The organism is Serinicoccus shuyuelongi (genome assembly GCF_045032955.1).
Lineage (GTDB): Bacteria > Actinomycetota > Actinomycetes > Actinomycetales > Dermatophilaceae > Ornithinicoccus.
Window position 1 is genome coordinate 166,883 of sequence record NZ_JBJFZU010000006.1, and the last position, 14,339, is coordinate 181,221.

Annotated in this window: 13 protein-coding genes; 3 read left to right on the forward strand and 10 right to left on the reverse strand. The window is 72.9% G+C overall.

What is annotated here, in order from left to right; genetic code table 11:
• Positions 1-5 precede the first annotated feature (5 nt).
• A complete protein-coding gene (locus tag ACI3EY_RS09925; RefSeq protein WP_405040303.1) occupies positions 6-848 on the reverse strand; it encodes a GNAT family N-acetyltransferase in 843 nt (280 codons plus the stop codon).
• 163 nt (positions 849-1,011) lie between these two features.
• On the opposite strand from ACI3EY_RS09925, the gene ACI3EY_RS09930 reads away from it, so the two are divergent.
• The 3 genes from ACI3EY_RS09930 to glpK are packed head-to-tail and all read left to right on the forward strand — an operon-like array spanning position 1,012 to position 5,144.
• Positions 1,012-2,766, forward strand: a complete 1,755-nt coding sequence (locus ACI3EY_RS09930) for a glycerol-3-phosphate dehydrogenase/oxidase (protein ID WP_405037510.1) — start codon at positions 1,012-1,014, stop codon at positions 2,764-2,766.
• Between the two features lie 49 nt (positions 2,767-2,815).
• The gene (locus tag ACI3EY_RS09935) at positions 2,816-3,547 is read left to right on the forward strand and encodes an MIP/aquaporin family protein (RefSeq protein WP_405037509.1); all 732 of its coding nucleotides are present in this window, start codon (positions 2,816-2,818) and stop codon (positions 3,545-3,547) included.
• 46 nt (positions 3,548-3,593) lie between these two features.
• Positions 3,594-5,144, forward strand: coding sequence for a glycerol kinase GlpK (glpK, locus tag ACI3EY_RS09940; RefSeq protein WP_405040304.1), 1,551 nt, complete (start codon positions 3,594-3,596; stop codon positions 5,142-5,144).
• A gap of 30 nt (positions 5,145-5,174) precedes the next feature.
• Here glpK and ACI3EY_RS09945 read toward each other — a convergent pair whose 3' ends face one another.
• From ACI3EY_RS09945 to ACI3EY_RS09985, 9 genes are all read right to left on the reverse strand, one after another.
• Entirely contained in the window at positions 5,175-5,882 is a 708-nt protein-coding gene (locus ACI3EY_RS09945) for a nucleoside/nucleotide kinase family protein (protein WP_405040305.1), read from the reverse strand.
• A complete protein-coding gene (locus ACI3EY_RS09950; RefSeq protein ID WP_405037506.1) occupies positions 5,879-6,742 on the reverse strand; it encodes a GNAT family N-acetyltransferase in 864 nt (287 codons plus the stop codon). The genes ACI3EY_RS09945 and ACI3EY_RS09950 overlap by 4 nt, the downstream gene beginning before the upstream one ends.
• A gap of 42 nt (positions 6,743-6,784) precedes the next feature.
• Positions 6,785-7,930 carry a flavodoxin-dependent (E)-4-hydroxy-3-methylbut-2-enyl-diphosphate synthase gene (gene ispG / locus ACI3EY_RS09955; RefSeq protein ID WP_405037526.1) on the reverse strand — a complete coding sequence of 382 codons (1,146 nt, stop codon included), beginning with the start codon at positions 7,928-7,930 and terminating at the stop codon, positions 6,785-6,787.
• A 108-nt stretch (positions 7,931-8,038) separates the two neighbouring features.
• Positions 8,039-9,364, reverse strand: coding sequence for a M50 family metallopeptidase (locus tag ACI3EY_RS09960; protein WP_405040306.1), 1,326 nt, complete (start codon positions 9,362-9,364; stop codon positions 8,039-8,041).
• Positions 9,365-9,366: 2 nt separating this feature from the next.
• Entirely contained in the window at positions 9,367-10,590 is a 1,224-nt protein-coding gene (dxr, locus tag ACI3EY_RS09965) for a 1-deoxy-D-xylulose-5-phosphate reductoisomerase (RefSeq protein WP_405040307.1), read from the reverse strand.
• A gap of 4 nt (positions 10,591-10,594) precedes the next feature.
• Complete coding sequence (locus ACI3EY_RS09970) at positions 10,595-11,836, reverse strand: threonine/serine exporter family protein (protein ID WP_405040308.1); 1,242 nt, start codon at positions 11,834-11,836, stop codon at positions 10,595-10,597.
• 17 nt (positions 11,837-11,853) lie between these two features.
• Positions 11,854-12,654: a hypothetical protein gene (locus ACI3EY_RS09975; protein WP_405040309.1), complete on the reverse strand. Its 801-nt coding sequence runs from the start codon at positions 12,652-12,654 to the stop codon at positions 11,854-11,856.
• Positions 12,651-13,970, reverse strand: coding sequence for a hypothetical protein (locus ACI3EY_RS09980; protein ID WP_405040310.1), 1,320 nt, complete (start codon positions 13,968-13,970; stop codon positions 12,651-12,653). Before ACI3EY_RS09980 ends, ACI3EY_RS09975 begins: the two co-directional genes overlap by 4 nt.
• Complete coding sequence (locus ACI3EY_RS09985; RefSeq protein WP_405040311.1) at positions 13,967-14,263, reverse strand: hypothetical protein; 297 nt, start codon at positions 14,261-14,263, stop codon at positions 13,967-13,969. Before ACI3EY_RS09985 ends, ACI3EY_RS09980 begins: the two co-directional genes overlap by 4 nt.
• Between the last annotated feature and the right edge of the window lie 76 nt (positions 14,264-14,339).

Genomic DNA, 14,339 nt, shown 5'->3' on the forward strand with positions numbered 1-14,339 from the left:
CGGCCTCAGAGCAGGACGGTGGCGAAGGTGCCGGTCTGCACGAAGCCGGCCCGGCGGTAGGTGGCGACCGCCGCGGCGTTGAAGTCGTTGACGTAGAGGCTGACCACCGGCGCCACCTGCGCGATGGTGTGCTCGACCACCGACACCATCGCCGGCGCCGCCAACCCCTGGCCGCGGTACCGCGGGTGCACCCACACCCCCTGCACCTGCGCCACCCCGAGGGCGACCGACCCCAGGTCGGCCTTGAAGACCACCTGCCCGTCCTCGACCCGCACCAGCGTGCGCCCCTGCTCGATCAACCCCTGCACCGCGCGCCGGTATGCCGCACCGCTGCCCTGGTAGGGCGGGTAGCCGATCTCCTCGGTGAACATGGCCTCCGCCGCCGGGACGACGAGGTCCAGCTCCTCGGGGCGGGCGGGGCGTACCTGCGCGTCCCCGGTCAGGCCGAGCAGCGAGGGCGGCACCTGCATGGTCAGCACCAGCTGGTTCTCGCGGATCTCCCGCGGGACGCCCCAGTGCCGCTCCAGCCGGCCCCACAGGTCGAGCACCTGGTCGGCCGGGCCGAAGATCGAGCTGGCCGTCGCCCGGCGCCGGACCACCTTGGCCGAGAGCGCCGCGAGCGCCTTCGGGGAGGCCTCCACCGGGACCACGTTGGCCGCGCACCAGCACAGCGCGTGCTCCTCCCCCGAGGCGTAGCCGAACAGCGGCCCGCGGGTCCCGAGCAGCCCCGACTCCAGGATCCTGGCGGCGACGAAGACGTTGCTCACCGGGTCCTGCGCGCACACGTCGAGGGCATGCTGCACGTCCTGCAGGCCGTAGGCCCGCACCTGACCGAGGGTGCGCAGCATGCCCCCAGCCTGCCGCACCGCTCACCCGCCGGCCACCAGGGGTGCGCCACGGGCGCGTCCCGAGGCATACCCCGATCCCGACGCGACGGCCCACGACCCGCGTGCGACCCTTGCGGGAGACCCTGCTCAGGGGGCAGGATCACCTTCGAGAGAAAGGCCGACCATGCAGCCACGCGCACTCACCGGTGAGAGCCGCGAGCGGGGCCTCCGGGCCCTGCGGGAGAGCATGGTCGGGGATCCCCTCGACGTGCTCGTCATCGGGGGCGGGGTGACCGGGGCGGGGGCCGCGCTGGATGCGGCGACCCGGGGCCTGTCCACCGCCGTCGTGGAGGCCCAGGACTGGTCCTCCGGCACCTCCCAGTGGTCGACGAAGCTCGTGCACGGCGGCCTGCGCTACCTGCAGATGCTCGACTTCAAGCTCGTCCACGAGGCGCTCACCGAGCGGGGGCTGCTGCTCAACACCCTGGCCCCGCACCTGGTCAAGCCGATGCCCTTCCTGATCCCGCTGGAGCACCGGGTCTGGCAGCGCGCCTACTACGGCGCCGGCGTCACCCTCTACGACGTGCTCGCCAACATCATGCCGGGCCGGCGTGCGCTGCCGATCCACCAGCACACCTCCCGCGGCGGCCTGCAGAAGCAGTTCCCGGACCTGCGGCACGACACCGCGATCGGCGCGGTCAAGTACTGGGACGCCACCGTCGACGACGCCCGGCTGGTGACCACGCTGGTGCGCACCGCGCACACCTACGGCGCGCACGCCACCAACCGGGTGGAGGCCGTGCGGATCGTCAAGGACGAGCACGGCACGGTCATCGGGGCCGAGCTGGCCGACCTGGAGACCGGCGAGCGCTTCGAGGTGCGGGCCAAGCACGTCATCAACTGCACCGGGGTCTGGACCGAGGACGTCTCCGACCTGGCCGACACCGACGGCGGCCTGTCGGTGCTGGCCTCCAAGGGCATCCACGTGGTGATCCCCCGGGACCGGATCCAGGGCACCTCCGGGCTGTTCCTGCAGACGGAGAAGTCGGTGCTGTTCTTCATCCCCTGGTCCCGCTACTGGATCCTCGGCACCACCGACACCCCGTGGGAGCTGGACCGGCAGAACCCGGTGGCGACCTCCGCCGACATCGACTACGTGCTGGAGCACGCGAACGCGGTCCTCAAGACCACCCTCACCCGGGACGACGTCGTCGGCTGGTATGCCGGTCTGCGGCCGCTCCTGCAGCCGGGCACCAAGGAGGGCACCGACTCGGCGAAGGTGAGCCGTGAGCACACCGTCGCCAGCCCGGCGCCGGGGCTGACGGTGATCGGTGGCGGCAAGCTGACCACCTACCGGGTGATGGCCAAGGACGCCGTCGACTTCGCGCTCGGCGGCCGGGCCGAGGAGCTGCCGTGCATCACCGACCAGATCCCCCTGCTGGGCGCCGTCGGTGAGGCCGCCATGCGGCGCCGGATGCCGGCCCTGCGCAGGCGCTTCGGCTGGAGCGAGCAGCTCACCGACCACCTGCTGCACCGCTACGGGTCGTTGGTCGAGGAGCTGCTGGCGATGATCGAGGAGGACGCCTCGCTGGCGCAGACCCTGGAGCACTCGAGCGCCTACCTGCGGGCCGAGATCGCCTACGCCTGCCGCAGCGAGGGTGTGCTGCACCTGGAGGACCTCATGATGCGCCGCACCCGGCTCATCTACGAGGCACCGCGCAAGGGGCTGGACACACTGCCCGAGATCGCGGCCCTCGCCGCGGCCGAGCTCGGCTGGGACGAGGCCCGCGTCACCTCCGAGATCGAGGCGTACACCGCTCGGGCGGAGGCGGAGATCGCTGCCGCCGACGAGCCGGACGACCAGAGCGCCGCCCGGGTGCGTGACCACCTCGGAGAGGTGGCGCCGCTGCAGGCGATGGGGTCGGGCAACGACGCCTGACCGACGGACCCGGCGCACGCCGGACCGTGACTCGAGAAAGGACTGATCCGTGGCAGAGATCTTCGTCTCGGAGGTGCTCGGCACCGCGGTGCTGCTGCTCTTCGGCTGCGGTGTGGTGGCCAACGCCATCCTGCCGGCCACCAAGGGTTTCGGCGGCGGTGGCGGCGGCGCCTGGCTGATGATCAACTTCGGCTGGGGCCTGGGCGTCTTCGCCGGTGTCTTCGTCGCCTTCAAGTCGGGCGCCCACATCAACCCGGCCGTGACCATCGGGCTGCTGGCCAACGGGGCCGAGTTCGCGCCCGGTGTGCCGGGCACCTTCGGGAACATGCTGATCTACTGGGCCGCCCAGATGCTCGGCGCCTTCCTCGGTGCCGTGCTCGCCTGGATGGCCTACAAGCAGCACTTCGACGCCGAAGGACCGGCGGCGGCCAAGCTGGGCGTCTTCTCCACCGGCCCGGAGATCCGGGGCTACGGCTGGAACTTCGTCACCGAGGTGATCGGCACCTTCGTGCTGGTCTTCGTGGTGATCGCCTTCGGCAACACCCCGAACGAGCTCGGTCCGCTGGCGGTCGCGCTGCTGGTCGTCGGCATCGGCGCCAGCATCGGTGGCCCGACCGGGTATGCCATCAACCCGGCCCGTGACCTGGGGCCCCGGATCGCGCACGCGCTCCTGCCCATCCCGGGCAAGGGCAGCAGCGACTGGGCCTACTCCTGGGTCCCGATCGCCGGCCCGCTCGTCGGCGGCCTGCTCGCCGGGCTGGCGGCGGCGCTCTACATGTGAGTCCCGCGACACCACCCTGACCACAACGACGTGAAGGAGCACCACCATGGCGGACTACGTCCTGTCCATCGACCAAGGCACCACCAGCACCCGGGCGATCGTCTTCACCAAGTGCGGGGACATCCACTCGGTCGGCCAGAAGGAGCACGAGCAGATCTTCCCCAAGGCCGGGTGGGTCGAGCACGACCCGTCGGAGATCTGGGTGAACACCCGTGAGGTCGTCGCCCTCGCGCTGTCCCGCGGCAACATCAATAAGGACGCGATCGCCGCGGTCGGCATCACCAACCAGCGCGAGACCGCGGTGGTCTGGGACAAGAACACCGGGGAACCGGTCTACAACGCCATCGTCTGGCAGGACACCCGGACCGACAAGATCGCCGCCCGGCTCGCCGGTGACGAGGGACCCGACCGGTACAAGCACATCTGCGGGCTCCCGCTGGCGACCTACTTCTCCGGGCCGAAGGTGGCCTGGATCCTGGAGAACGTCGACGGGGCGCGCGAGAAGGCGGAGGCCGGTGACCTGCTCTTCGGCAACACCGACACGTGGGTTCTGTGGAACATGACCGGCGGCACCGACGGTGGCGTGCACGTCACCGACGTCACCAACGCCTCCCGCACCATGCTGATGGACCTGAAGTCGCTCAGCTGGTCCGAGGAGGTCGCCGGCGATATGGGCATCCCGCTGGCCATGCTGCCGGAGATCCGGTCCTCCTCGGAGGTCTACGGCCAGGGCCGCAGCGCCGGCCCGCTGGCCGGGGTCCCGATCGCCGGCATCCTCGGCGACCAGCAGGCCGCCACCTTCGGGCAGGCGTGCTTCGAGAAGGGGATGAGCAAGAACACCTACGGCACGGGCAACTTCATGCTGCTCAACACCGGCACCGAGATCGTGCCCAGCGAGAACGGCCTGCTGACCACGGTCTGCTACAAGATCGGCGACCAGGACGCGGTGTATGCACTGGAGGGCTCGATCGCGGTGACCGGCTCGCTGGTGCAGTGGCTGCGCGACAACATCGGCCTGATCTCCGAGGCGCCGGAGATCGAGACGATGGCCACGAAGGTCGACGACAACGGCGGCTGCTACATCGTGCCGGCCTTCTCGGGGCTCTTCGCGCCCTACTGGAAGGACGACGCGCGCGGCGCCATCGTGGGCCTGACCCGGTACGTGAACAAGAACCACATCGCGCGGGCCGCGCTGGAGTCGACCGCCTACCAGACCCGGGAGGTGTCGGACGCGATGAACGCCGACTCCGGGGTCGACCTGGCGGAGCTGCGCGTGGACGGCGGGATGGTCGCCAACGAGACGCTGATGCAGTTCCAGGCCGACATCCTCGGCGTCGACGTGGTCCGCCCGAAGGTCGCGGAGACCACCGCGCTGGGTGCCGCCTACGCGGCCGGCATCGCCGTCGGCTTCTGGTCCGGCGAGCAGGACGTCATCGACAACTGGGAGGAAGGCAAGCGCTGGAGCCCCTCGATGGGTGAGAAGGAGCGCGAGCGCCTGTTCCGTCAGTGGAAGAAGGCCGTCACCAAGACCTTCGACTGGGTGGACGAGGACGCGGAGGCCGCCGAGGAGGCGGTGGAGGAGGCCGCGGCCGAGTAGCGCGCGGGTCGGGCTGGTCCGGCCGGGCTCCTACTGCTCGAACCACTGCGGTTCGTCGGGGTCCGGCCAGACCAGCTCCGGCCGCTGCAGGTCGGTGTTGTCGACGATCCACTCCGGCGGCCAGGTCCGGGCCTGCAACCGGTAGAGGCGCTGGGCCTCGACGTAGCGCTCGTTGGCGGGGTGGGCAGGGTCCTCGTCCCCGGCCACCCGTGAGGCCGGGAACCGGGCGTTGCCCCGCGGCACGCTCACCGGAGCGGGAGCAGTGACCAGGCAGGTCGCGTCCCACTCCCCGCGCAGCTCGGGACGCCGCAGGAAGACCCCCTCGACCAGCAGCAGCGCGTCCTCCGGCAGCGCGACGGGCGCAGGGTCGACGGGCACGTCGGCGGCGACGTCGAAGGCTGCCGGCACGATGTCCCTGCCGGCCCGGAACGGCCGTAGCACGCGGGCCCGCAGCGCCTCGTAGTCGTAGGAGTCCTGGTAGCACGTCTGCCCGGTGCGTCCCCGGGCATACCGGTGCGCACGGGGGTGGTGGAAACCGTCCACCGAGACCGTCTGCACGGCTCGCCCGGCGACGTGCCCGGCCAGCGCCACCAGCTCCTGCGCCAGGTGGGTCTTGCCGACCCCGTCCGGGCCGTCGACCGCGACCACCGCCCGTTGGCCGGGGCGGGTGCCGAGGATCAGGGCCAGCAGGTCGACCAGCACCAGCTGGCGGGTGGGGACGAATCCTGGCGCGCTCATCGGTCCAGGGTAGGGGGCGCGGTCGACCACTCCAGATACACACCGTTGTCCAGCAGGGTCGCGTCCGGCGGAGCGGGCCGCTCCACGAAGCCGACCGTGCGGTAGAGGCTGCGGGCGCGGGTGTTGTCCGCGCTCACGTCCAGCCAGACCCGTCGCACCGCGGGGTTGGCCAGCGCATGCTCCAGCAGCTGTCGGACCAGCAGCCTGCCCAGGCCCTGACCCCGTCCCTCGGGCGCGACGACCATCCGCCGGATCTCCACCACGGTCCCGGTCCGCAGGCCTGCCAGGATGCCGAAGGCCATCACCTGGTCCAACCGGTCGACCAGCACCCAGTGCTCCATGTCCTCGTCGGTGAGGGCGGCGGTGTGCCACTCCCGGCCACCCTGCCCCAGGAACTGCCGGGTGTCGCCGGCCTCCTCGAACGCGACCACGGCGTCCAGGTCACCGACCCGGGTGGGCCGCAGGTAGGAGCCGACGACCAGCCGGGTGCCCTCCTCCGCGCCCCGGCGGGGACGCCGTGCGTGCGGTCGCCCCGGGACGCGGGGGCAGCTGACCACCAGCATGACCAGGTCCTCGGACCCGTCGTTGCGCATGTGGTGCTGGGCCCGTGGGGGCACCTCGATGCCGGATCCGGCGGGCACCTGCACCTCCGCCGAGTCCACGGTCAGGGTGCCGGTCCCGGAGAGGACCTGGAAGAACTGACGGGACCGGGCGTGCACGTGCGACTCCCCCGAGGTCCCGGGTGGCATGTGCTCCTCGACCACGGACAGGTCAGCCCGGTCCACCAGGTGGAAGGCCTGGCAGACCTCGTTCCACGTCGAGCTGCGGGCGGTATGCCTGCTGACCGGGTCCGGGACCATGCGCCGACGGTAGCGGGTGCGGGCCCCGTCCGCGACCAGCAGCTACCCGACGGAGACGGTCGGCGAGCCGGAGCCGGCGGCGTCCTCCGGCAGCTCCCCCATCTCCTCGGCGATCCGCATGGCCTCCTCGATGAGGGTCTCCACGATCTGGCTCTCGGGGACCGTCTTGATGACCTCGCCCTTGACGAAGATCTGGCCCTTGCCGTTGCCGGAGGCGACCCCGAGGTCGGCCTCCCTGGCCTCCCCGGGCCCGTTGACCACGCAGCCCATGACGGCCACCCGCAGCGGCACGTCCAGGCCCTCCAGGCCGGCGGTGACCTCGTCGGCCAGGGTGTAGACGTCCACCTGGGCCCGGCCGCAGGACGGGCAGGAGACGATCTCCAGCTTGCGCGGCTTGAGGTTCAGGCTCTGCAGGATCTGGTTGCCGACCTTGACCTCCTCCACCGGTGGCGCGGACAGCGAGACCCGGATGGTGTCGCCGATCCCCTGCGAGAGCAGGGTGCCGAAGGCCACCGAGGACTTGATGGTGCCCTGGAAGGCGGGGCCGGCCTCGGTGACCCCGAGGTGCAGCGGCCAGTCCCCCCGCTCCGAGAGCAGCTGGTAGGCGCGGACCATGATGACCGGGTCGTTGTGCTTGACCGAGATCTTGAAGTCGTGGAAGTCGTGCTCCTCGAAGAGGCCCGCCTCCCAGACGGCCGACTCGACCAGTGCCTCCGGGGTGGCCTTGCCGTACTTGGCCATGATCCGCTTGTCCAGCGACCCGGCGTTCACGCCGATCCGGATGGAGACCCCGGCGTCCTTGGCGGCGCGGGCGATCTGCTTCACCTGGTCGTCGAACTTGCGGATGTTGCCGGGGTTGACCCGGACCGCGGCGCATCCGGCGTCGATCGCGGCGTAGACGTACTTGGGCTGGAAGTGGATGTCCGCGATCACCGGGATCTGCGACTTGCGGGCGATGATCGGCAGCGCGTCCGCGTCGTCCTGGGTGGGGCAGGCGACCCGGACGATGTCGCACCCGGTGGCGGTGAGCTCCGCGATCTGCTGCAACGTCGCGTTGATGTCGGTGGTCGGGGTGGTGGTCATCGACTGGACCGAGACCGGGGCGTCACCGCCGACCTCGACCTTGCCGACCTTGATCTTGCGCGTGGGGCGCCGGGGCGCGAGCACCGGGGCCGGGGCGGCGGGCATACCGAGCGAGACGGGGACTCCAGCAGTCATGACCTCAGTGTCTCACCTGGCGCTGGCTGCTCCCTGGGTACCCGCTGGGCGCGGCGGGACCGTCGCCGCGACCGGGCCTCAGAACAGCTGGACCGGCCGCACGATGTCGGCGTAGATCAGCAGCGCCGTCATCCCGAGCAGACCGATGGCCACCACGTACGCCACGGGGAGCGCCGCGGCGGTGTCCACCGGGCCGGGGTCGGGGCGCCCGAAGACCCGGGCCCAGGTCTTCTTGACGCCCTCCCAGAGCGCACCGGCGATGTGTCCGCCGTCCAGGGGCAGCAGCGGGATGAGGTTGAAGACGAAGAGCGCCATGTTGAGCGACGCGACGAGGGAGACCAGCAACCACATCCGGTCCCCCATCGTCTCCAGCGCGCCCCCGGCACCGTCCTGCGTGACCTCCCCCGCGACCCGGCCCACACCGACCACCGACATCGGCCCGTCGGGGTCGCGCTCCTCGGAGCCGAAGGCGGCCTGCGAGACGTCGACCAGCCGCTGCGGCAGGGTGAGGACGATCCCGGCGGTCCCGGTGAACATCTCCCCCACCACCGGGGGCACAGCCGTGAGCGGTTGCTTCTCCATGACGACCGTCGGGGACGCGCCCAGGAAACCCACCTGCCCGGTGATCGGGTCACCGTCGTCGTCCAGGCCCAGTGCCTCCCCGTCAGGGCCGATGAGGGGGCGCTCGCGCAGCACCAGGTCGGCGGTGAGCGTCTGGCGGGCCCCGTCCCGCTCCACCAGGAAGGTGGCCTGCTCGCCCGCGTTCTGGATGGCGTAGGTGGTGGAGACCCAGTCCTGCACGGGGGTGCCGTCCACCTCGACGATGGTGTCCCCCACCTCGAAGCCGGCCTCCGCGGCCGGTGAGAGCGGCTGACCTGTGCAGTCCTCGTTCTCCACGTCGGTGTTGGCGCACGTCGCGACCGTGGTGATGGAGGGGGTCGCCACGGCCACCCCGTGGCTCATCAGCAGCACCGCCATCAGGCCGAAGGCCAGGGCAAGGTTCATCAGCGGGCCGCCGGCCATGATGATGACGCGCTTCCAGACGGGCAGGCGGTAGAACACCCGGTCGTGGTCCTCCGGGCGGACCTCCTCCAGCGACTCCTCCCGGGCCTGCTCGATCATCAGGTGCATCGGGTTGGAGCTGCTGGCCCGGAGCCGGCCGCCGTCACCGGCGCGGGGCGGGAACATGCCGATCATCCGGACGTAGCCGCCGAGCGGGATCGCCTTCACGCCGTACTCGGTCTCGCCGCGTCGGGTGGACCACAGGGTCGGACCGAAGCCGACCATGTACTGGGTGCAGCGGACGCGGAAGAGCTTGGCCGGGACCAGGTGTCCGATCTCGTGCAGCGCGATGGACGCGGCGATGCCGACGACCATGATGAGCACGCCGAGCAGATACAGCACGGTCAGGTCCTCTCGGGCGGTGCGGCGGTGGTGATCACGGCGGTGGCGGCGTCCCGGGCCCAGGCGTCGGCCGCGAGCACCCCGTCCACCGACAGGTCAACCGACGAGCCCGCCGAAGGGTTCCCGTCGTGCTCCTCCACCACCCGCGCCACGGTGTCCACGATGTCCGGGAACGCGATCTCCCCCCGGTGGAAGGCGGCGACGCACACCTCGTTGGCGGCGTTGTAGACCGCGGGGAAGGTGCCGCCGGCCCGGCCGACCTGGACCGCCAGCCGGACCGCGGGGAAGGCCTCGTCGTCGAGCGGCAGGAACTCCCAGGTCGAGGCCGTCGTCCAGTCGCACGCCGGGGCGACGTTGGGGAGGCGGTCGGGCCAGGACAGGCCGAGCGCGATCGGGATGTGCATGGTCGGCGGTGAGGCCTGGGCCAGGGTGGAACCGTCCACGAACTCGATCATGGAGTGCACGACCGACTGCGGGTGCACGACGACGCTGATGTCGTCGAAGGGGACGTCGAAGAGCAGGTGCGCCTCGATCACCTCCAGCCCCTTGTTGACCAGGGTGGCGGAGTTGGTGGTCACCACCTGGCCCATGTCCCAGGTCGGGTGCGCGAGCGCCTGCGCCGGGGTCACGTCCTGCAGCTGGGCCCGCGTCCGCCCGCGGAACGGGCCTCCGCTGGCGGTCAGCACCAGGCGGCGCACCTCCTCCCGGCGGCCGGCCCTCAGGCACTGGGCCAGGGCGCTGTGCTCGGAGTCGACGGGCACGATCTGCCCCGTGGCCGCGGCCCCGGTGACCAGGGCGCCGCCCACGATGAGCGACTCCTTGTTGGCGAGCGCCAACGTCGAGCCGGCGGCCAACGCCGCCAGCGTGGGGCGAAGGCCGATGCTGCCGGTGATGCCGTTGAGGACCACGTCGGCACCGTTGCCGGCGACGGTGGTGCCGGCGCGCGAACCGGTGAGCACCTCGGGGCGGTACCCGGCCCGTCCGGCGGTGCGGGCCGCCTGCTCGAGGGCGTCCCGCAGGTCCGGCTCCGCGGCCGGGTCCTCCCGGGCGACGGCGACCTGCTCCACCTGCAGCTCCACCGCCTGCCGGGCCAGCAGGTCGAGGTCGCGTCCCCCGGCGCTGAGCGCCAGCACCCGGAAGCGGTCGGGGTGTGCGCGCAGCACGTCGACGGCCTGGGTGCCGATGGATCCGGTGGACCCGAGCAGGGTCAGGGTGCGCTCGCTCACCGGGTCATTGTGCCCTGTCCCGTCGGCGCCAGGTGGGGGCCGGTCGAGACAGCGGCAGGGCCAGCGCGGAGCCCAGCAGCAGGCCGAGGGCGATCGCGGACACGATGGACACCGCGCCGAACAGGGTCGCGGTGTCACCGGCGCCCGAGCCGATCTGGCTGACGCCCATGAGGCCGACGGTGCCGGGCACCAGCAGCCAGAACGAGGGCAGGAAGGCCACCAGCCGTGGGACGTCGGCGCGCATCCTGCTCAGCAGCGAGGGGACGAAGGAGGCGACGAGGGCCCCGGTGAAACCGCCCAGGGGCAGCGACGAGCCGCTCTGCTGGCCGGCCAGCTGCGCGCTGAAGGTGAGGACCAGCACCAGCCCCGACCAGCGCAGCAGGGTCCACGGCAGGGCCTCGGACAGGGTGATGCCGAGGGTGATGAGCAGCAGGCCCAGCGGCGCCGACCACAGCCCGGGTCCTTCGACCCGGATGTTGGCGTAGGCCTGCTCATCCACCCCCAGCAGCATCGCCGCGCCGACCACCCCGAGGGAGAAGAGGACCAGCTGGACCAGGCCGTAGAAGACGCGCGAGGACCCGGCGACCATGGCGCCCTGGGCGAGCTCGTTGACGCCGGTGACGAGCAGGGCACCGGGCAGCAGCACCGCCAACGGGCAGATCACCGTGCGCAGCGGCCCCTCGAGGAGACCGAGCTCATACCCGCCGAAGGCCAGCACCGCGGCGGTGAAGGCGGCCACCGAGGGCAGCAGCGCACCGAGCAGGGTGTGCCGTCCTGCCTGCGTCATCAGCAGGCTGACCAGCAGCGACCCCAGGGCGGCGACGACGATGTTGGGCAGCCCCGGCTGGAGGACGAGCGCGATCCCGACGGACACCGACATCAGACCTAGGTGCCGGACCCAGGCCGGGTAGGGGTGCGGTACCTGCCGCAGGGCGTCCAGCCGATCCCCGGCCTGCGCCATCGTGACCTCTCCCCGGCCGAGCTGGTGGCGCACCGCGTGCACGGCCGCGGTCTGGTCCAGGCGCAACGGCCCACGAACCGGGGCGATGGCGGCCGGTGCGCCGGCGTCCAGGCTGAGGAAGACCGCGGTGGGGCTGGCCGCCACCCGCAGGTCCGGGTGCCCGGCCGCCGCCCCCAGCCGACGCGTCTCGGTCTCGGCCTGGGTGACCGGCTCCCCCGCCGCCACCAGGTCGGCGGCGAACCGGGACAGGAAGGCTCGGACCGGGAGGTCGGCGTCGTGGGGCACGGACCCACCGTAGGGGCTCACCCGCCCGGGTGGACCGTCTCCTGCACCCAGCGGGTCACCAGGTCCTGCACGTCTCCCGGCGAGACCGGCGTGAACGCGAGCTCCGGCTGAGCGTCTGGCGGTTGGGGGTTCGGTGACTGCCCGTCCGGCGGCGAGCGGTCAGGGGGCTGCGGGCGCCGGGCCAGGAAGCAGCCGGCCCGTCCCACCGCCAGCAGGTATGCCTCGACCCGCTCCCCGTCCGCCCCGGCCAGGGTGAGCTCGGCCAGCACACCGGGCTGCTCGAGGACCGCCGCGACCAGCTCCGGGTGGGCGGGGTCGACGTGGCGCTCCGCTCCCCGGCCCGCCCGGGCGCCCGAGGGCAGCACCGGCGCGAGCGCCGCCTGCACCAGGTCGGCGGCGTCGACGTGCAGGTCGAGACCGTGCAGCCCCTGCGGGTGGACGTCCTGCACGACCCCTCCCTCGGGGACCAGGTGCAGGATCCGCAGGTCCGCGCGGTGCTCGTGCCCGGCGACGATGCGTTCCACGACGAGCAGCGCCCGGGCCGCGAGCCGGACGTCGAGCAGCAGCTCGGCCAGGTCGGCCGGGGCGGAGCGTCCGAGGTGGCCGTCCTCGTCGATCAGTCCGCGTCCCAGCAGCGAGCGCCGCGCCTCGGCGAGCGGCCGGGCCTCGGGGGTGTCGCCGGGCTCCCTCGCCTCCTGCTCTCCCGCGCCGGCCAGCCCCCGCAGGTGCGCCCGCTCCAGCACGGCCAGCTCGGCACCGGTCACGACCAGCAGCGGCCCGGGTGGTCGGTCGGGCGGGACCGGCTCCTCCTCGGTCACGGCCAGAGCCGTCCGAGCTCGATGGGGGCCCGCAGCACCGGTCCCAGGGGTACCTGGGGGAGCCGGATCGGCTGGCCCACGTCGCGCCACCACCGGCGCACCGGCTCCACCTCCGGCAGCCGCCGCAGCACCGTCTCGACGGCGTCCTGGACCCGGTCCACCCGGTGCCCCACCTCCAGGGTGAGCCGCTGCCCGGCAGCGACGGTCCGGTGCCGGACCTCGTGCAGGCGGAGCGACGCCCGTGCTGCGGCGCGGGCCACCCGGGCCCGCAGCTCGGGCAACCGGCCGGCGAACCGGCGGACGTAACGGCGCACGGTCCCCACACCGTCCCAGGCCAGGTTGCCCAGCGTCCACGCCTGGTATGCCCCGACCAGACTCACCCCGGCCACGGCCGCCGGGGGGAACCAGAACCCGAGCACCGCGACCGGGCCCCCACCGATCGCCCCCGCCGCGAGCACCCGGGTGATACCGCCGCGCCAGCCGGCATACCCGCCGCCGTCCCGGACGTCGGACCAGGCGCCGACCCAGGCCAGGGTCATCCCGAGCGGGCCGGGGGTGAGCGAGAGGCCCCGCAGCTTCGCGGACCCGCGGCCGGTCCGGGACAGCGCCCGCAGCCGCTGCATCAGCGCCCGCGCCCGCCGGGCCGCGCCGGCCCTCACCGTTGCGGTCCGGGCCCACCGTGCCCGGGCGAGCTCCAGGGCCGTCTCGGTCGCGAGCGCGAGCCGGGCCACCGTGCCCACCGCATACCCGGTCGCCTTCCACGCCCGCTCCGGGACCCTGGCCATCTCCACCACGTCCTGGGCCACCGTCCACGCCCGGGTGATCGCGTCGGCCGCGAGCCGCTGGGCGGAGAGGTATTCCTGCTCGGCCTCCTGGGACCACCTCCGGGCCAGCTCCTGCTCCCGCGCCAGCTCGACCAGTCGCTGCCGCCACAGCTCGACCGCCGTGGGCTCCGGCGGTGGACCCAACGCCCTCAGCGCCTGGATCTGCTCCAGCGCGCGGTCCCGGACCCGGTCCCAGGAGCGCACCTGTCCCGCGGCGCTCTCGGCCACCTCGGCGCAGCGCTCCACCGCTGCGGCCGCCTCCCGGGGTGGCGCCGCCGCCGAGACGACCAGGGTCTTGACCGAGCACACCCGTGCCCGCTGCTCCCATGCGGCCAGCCCGGACCAGGCGTCCGTCCCGGGCCCCTCGCTCACCCGGACCCCGACCGTCTCGAGCTCGTCCCCCACCGCACGCAGCAGTCGGCAGGCCCGGTGCAGCTCCTCCGGCGAGGCGAGCAGCACCGACGGGGCGCCGGGACCCGGGAGGCTGCTCACCGCGCCCACACCGCTGTGTGCAGGGTCTCCACCTCGGCATACCGCGCCGCGGCCTCCTGGGTGGCCCGGCCCAGGGCTGCACCCTGCCCGGCCACCGCATGCAGGCCGGCGGACCACCGGGTGGCCGCGACGCTCGCCGCCTCGCTCAGGTCACCACCCCCGCCGGCGCCCGCGACGGCACCGAGCGCCCGGGACAACGCGCCCGCCAGCTCGTCCAGCTCACCGCCCACCCGCACCAGCTCGGCCCCGTGCGTCGCCACCCGCGCGCTGTCGACCTGCACGACATACCCCATCTGGGCACCCCCTCGTCCCGGCCGGGTGCCCTGCACCCGGTCCGACCCCGAGGCTAGGAGCCTCGCGTCACCCGGC

What these genes read in the sequence shown, in the direction of transcription:
- ACI3EY_RS09925 (WP_405040303.1), bottom strand. Translation starts at nt 848, where the DNA reads ATGCTGCGCACCCTCGGTCAGGTGCGGGCCTACGGCCTGCAGGACGTG.
- ACI3EY_RS09930 (WP_405037510.1), top strand. Translation starts at nt 1,012, where the DNA reads ATGCAGCCACGCGCACTCACCGGTGAGAGCCGCGAGCGGGGCCTCCGG.
- glpK (WP_405040304.1), top strand. Translation starts at nt 3,594, where the DNA reads ATGGCGGACTACGTCCTGTCCATCGACCAAGGCACCACCAGCACCCGG.
- ACI3EY_RS09945 (WP_405040305.1), bottom strand. Translation starts at nt 5,882, where the DNA reads ATGAGCGCGCCAGGATTCGTCCCCACCCGCCAGCTGGTGCTGGTCGAC.
- ACI3EY_RS09950 (WP_405037506.1), bottom strand. Translation starts at nt 6,742, where the DNA reads ATGGTCCCGGACCCGGTCAGCAGGCATACCGCCCGCAGCTCGACGTGG.
- ispG (WP_405037526.1), bottom strand. Translation starts at nt 7,930, where the DNA reads ATGCCCGCCGCCCCGGCCCCGGTGCTCGCGCCCCGGCGCCCCACGCGC.
- ACI3EY_RS09985 (WP_405040311.1), bottom strand. Translation starts at nt 14,263, where the DNA reads ATGGGGTATGTCGTGCAGGTCGACAGCGCGCGGGTGGCGACGCACGGG.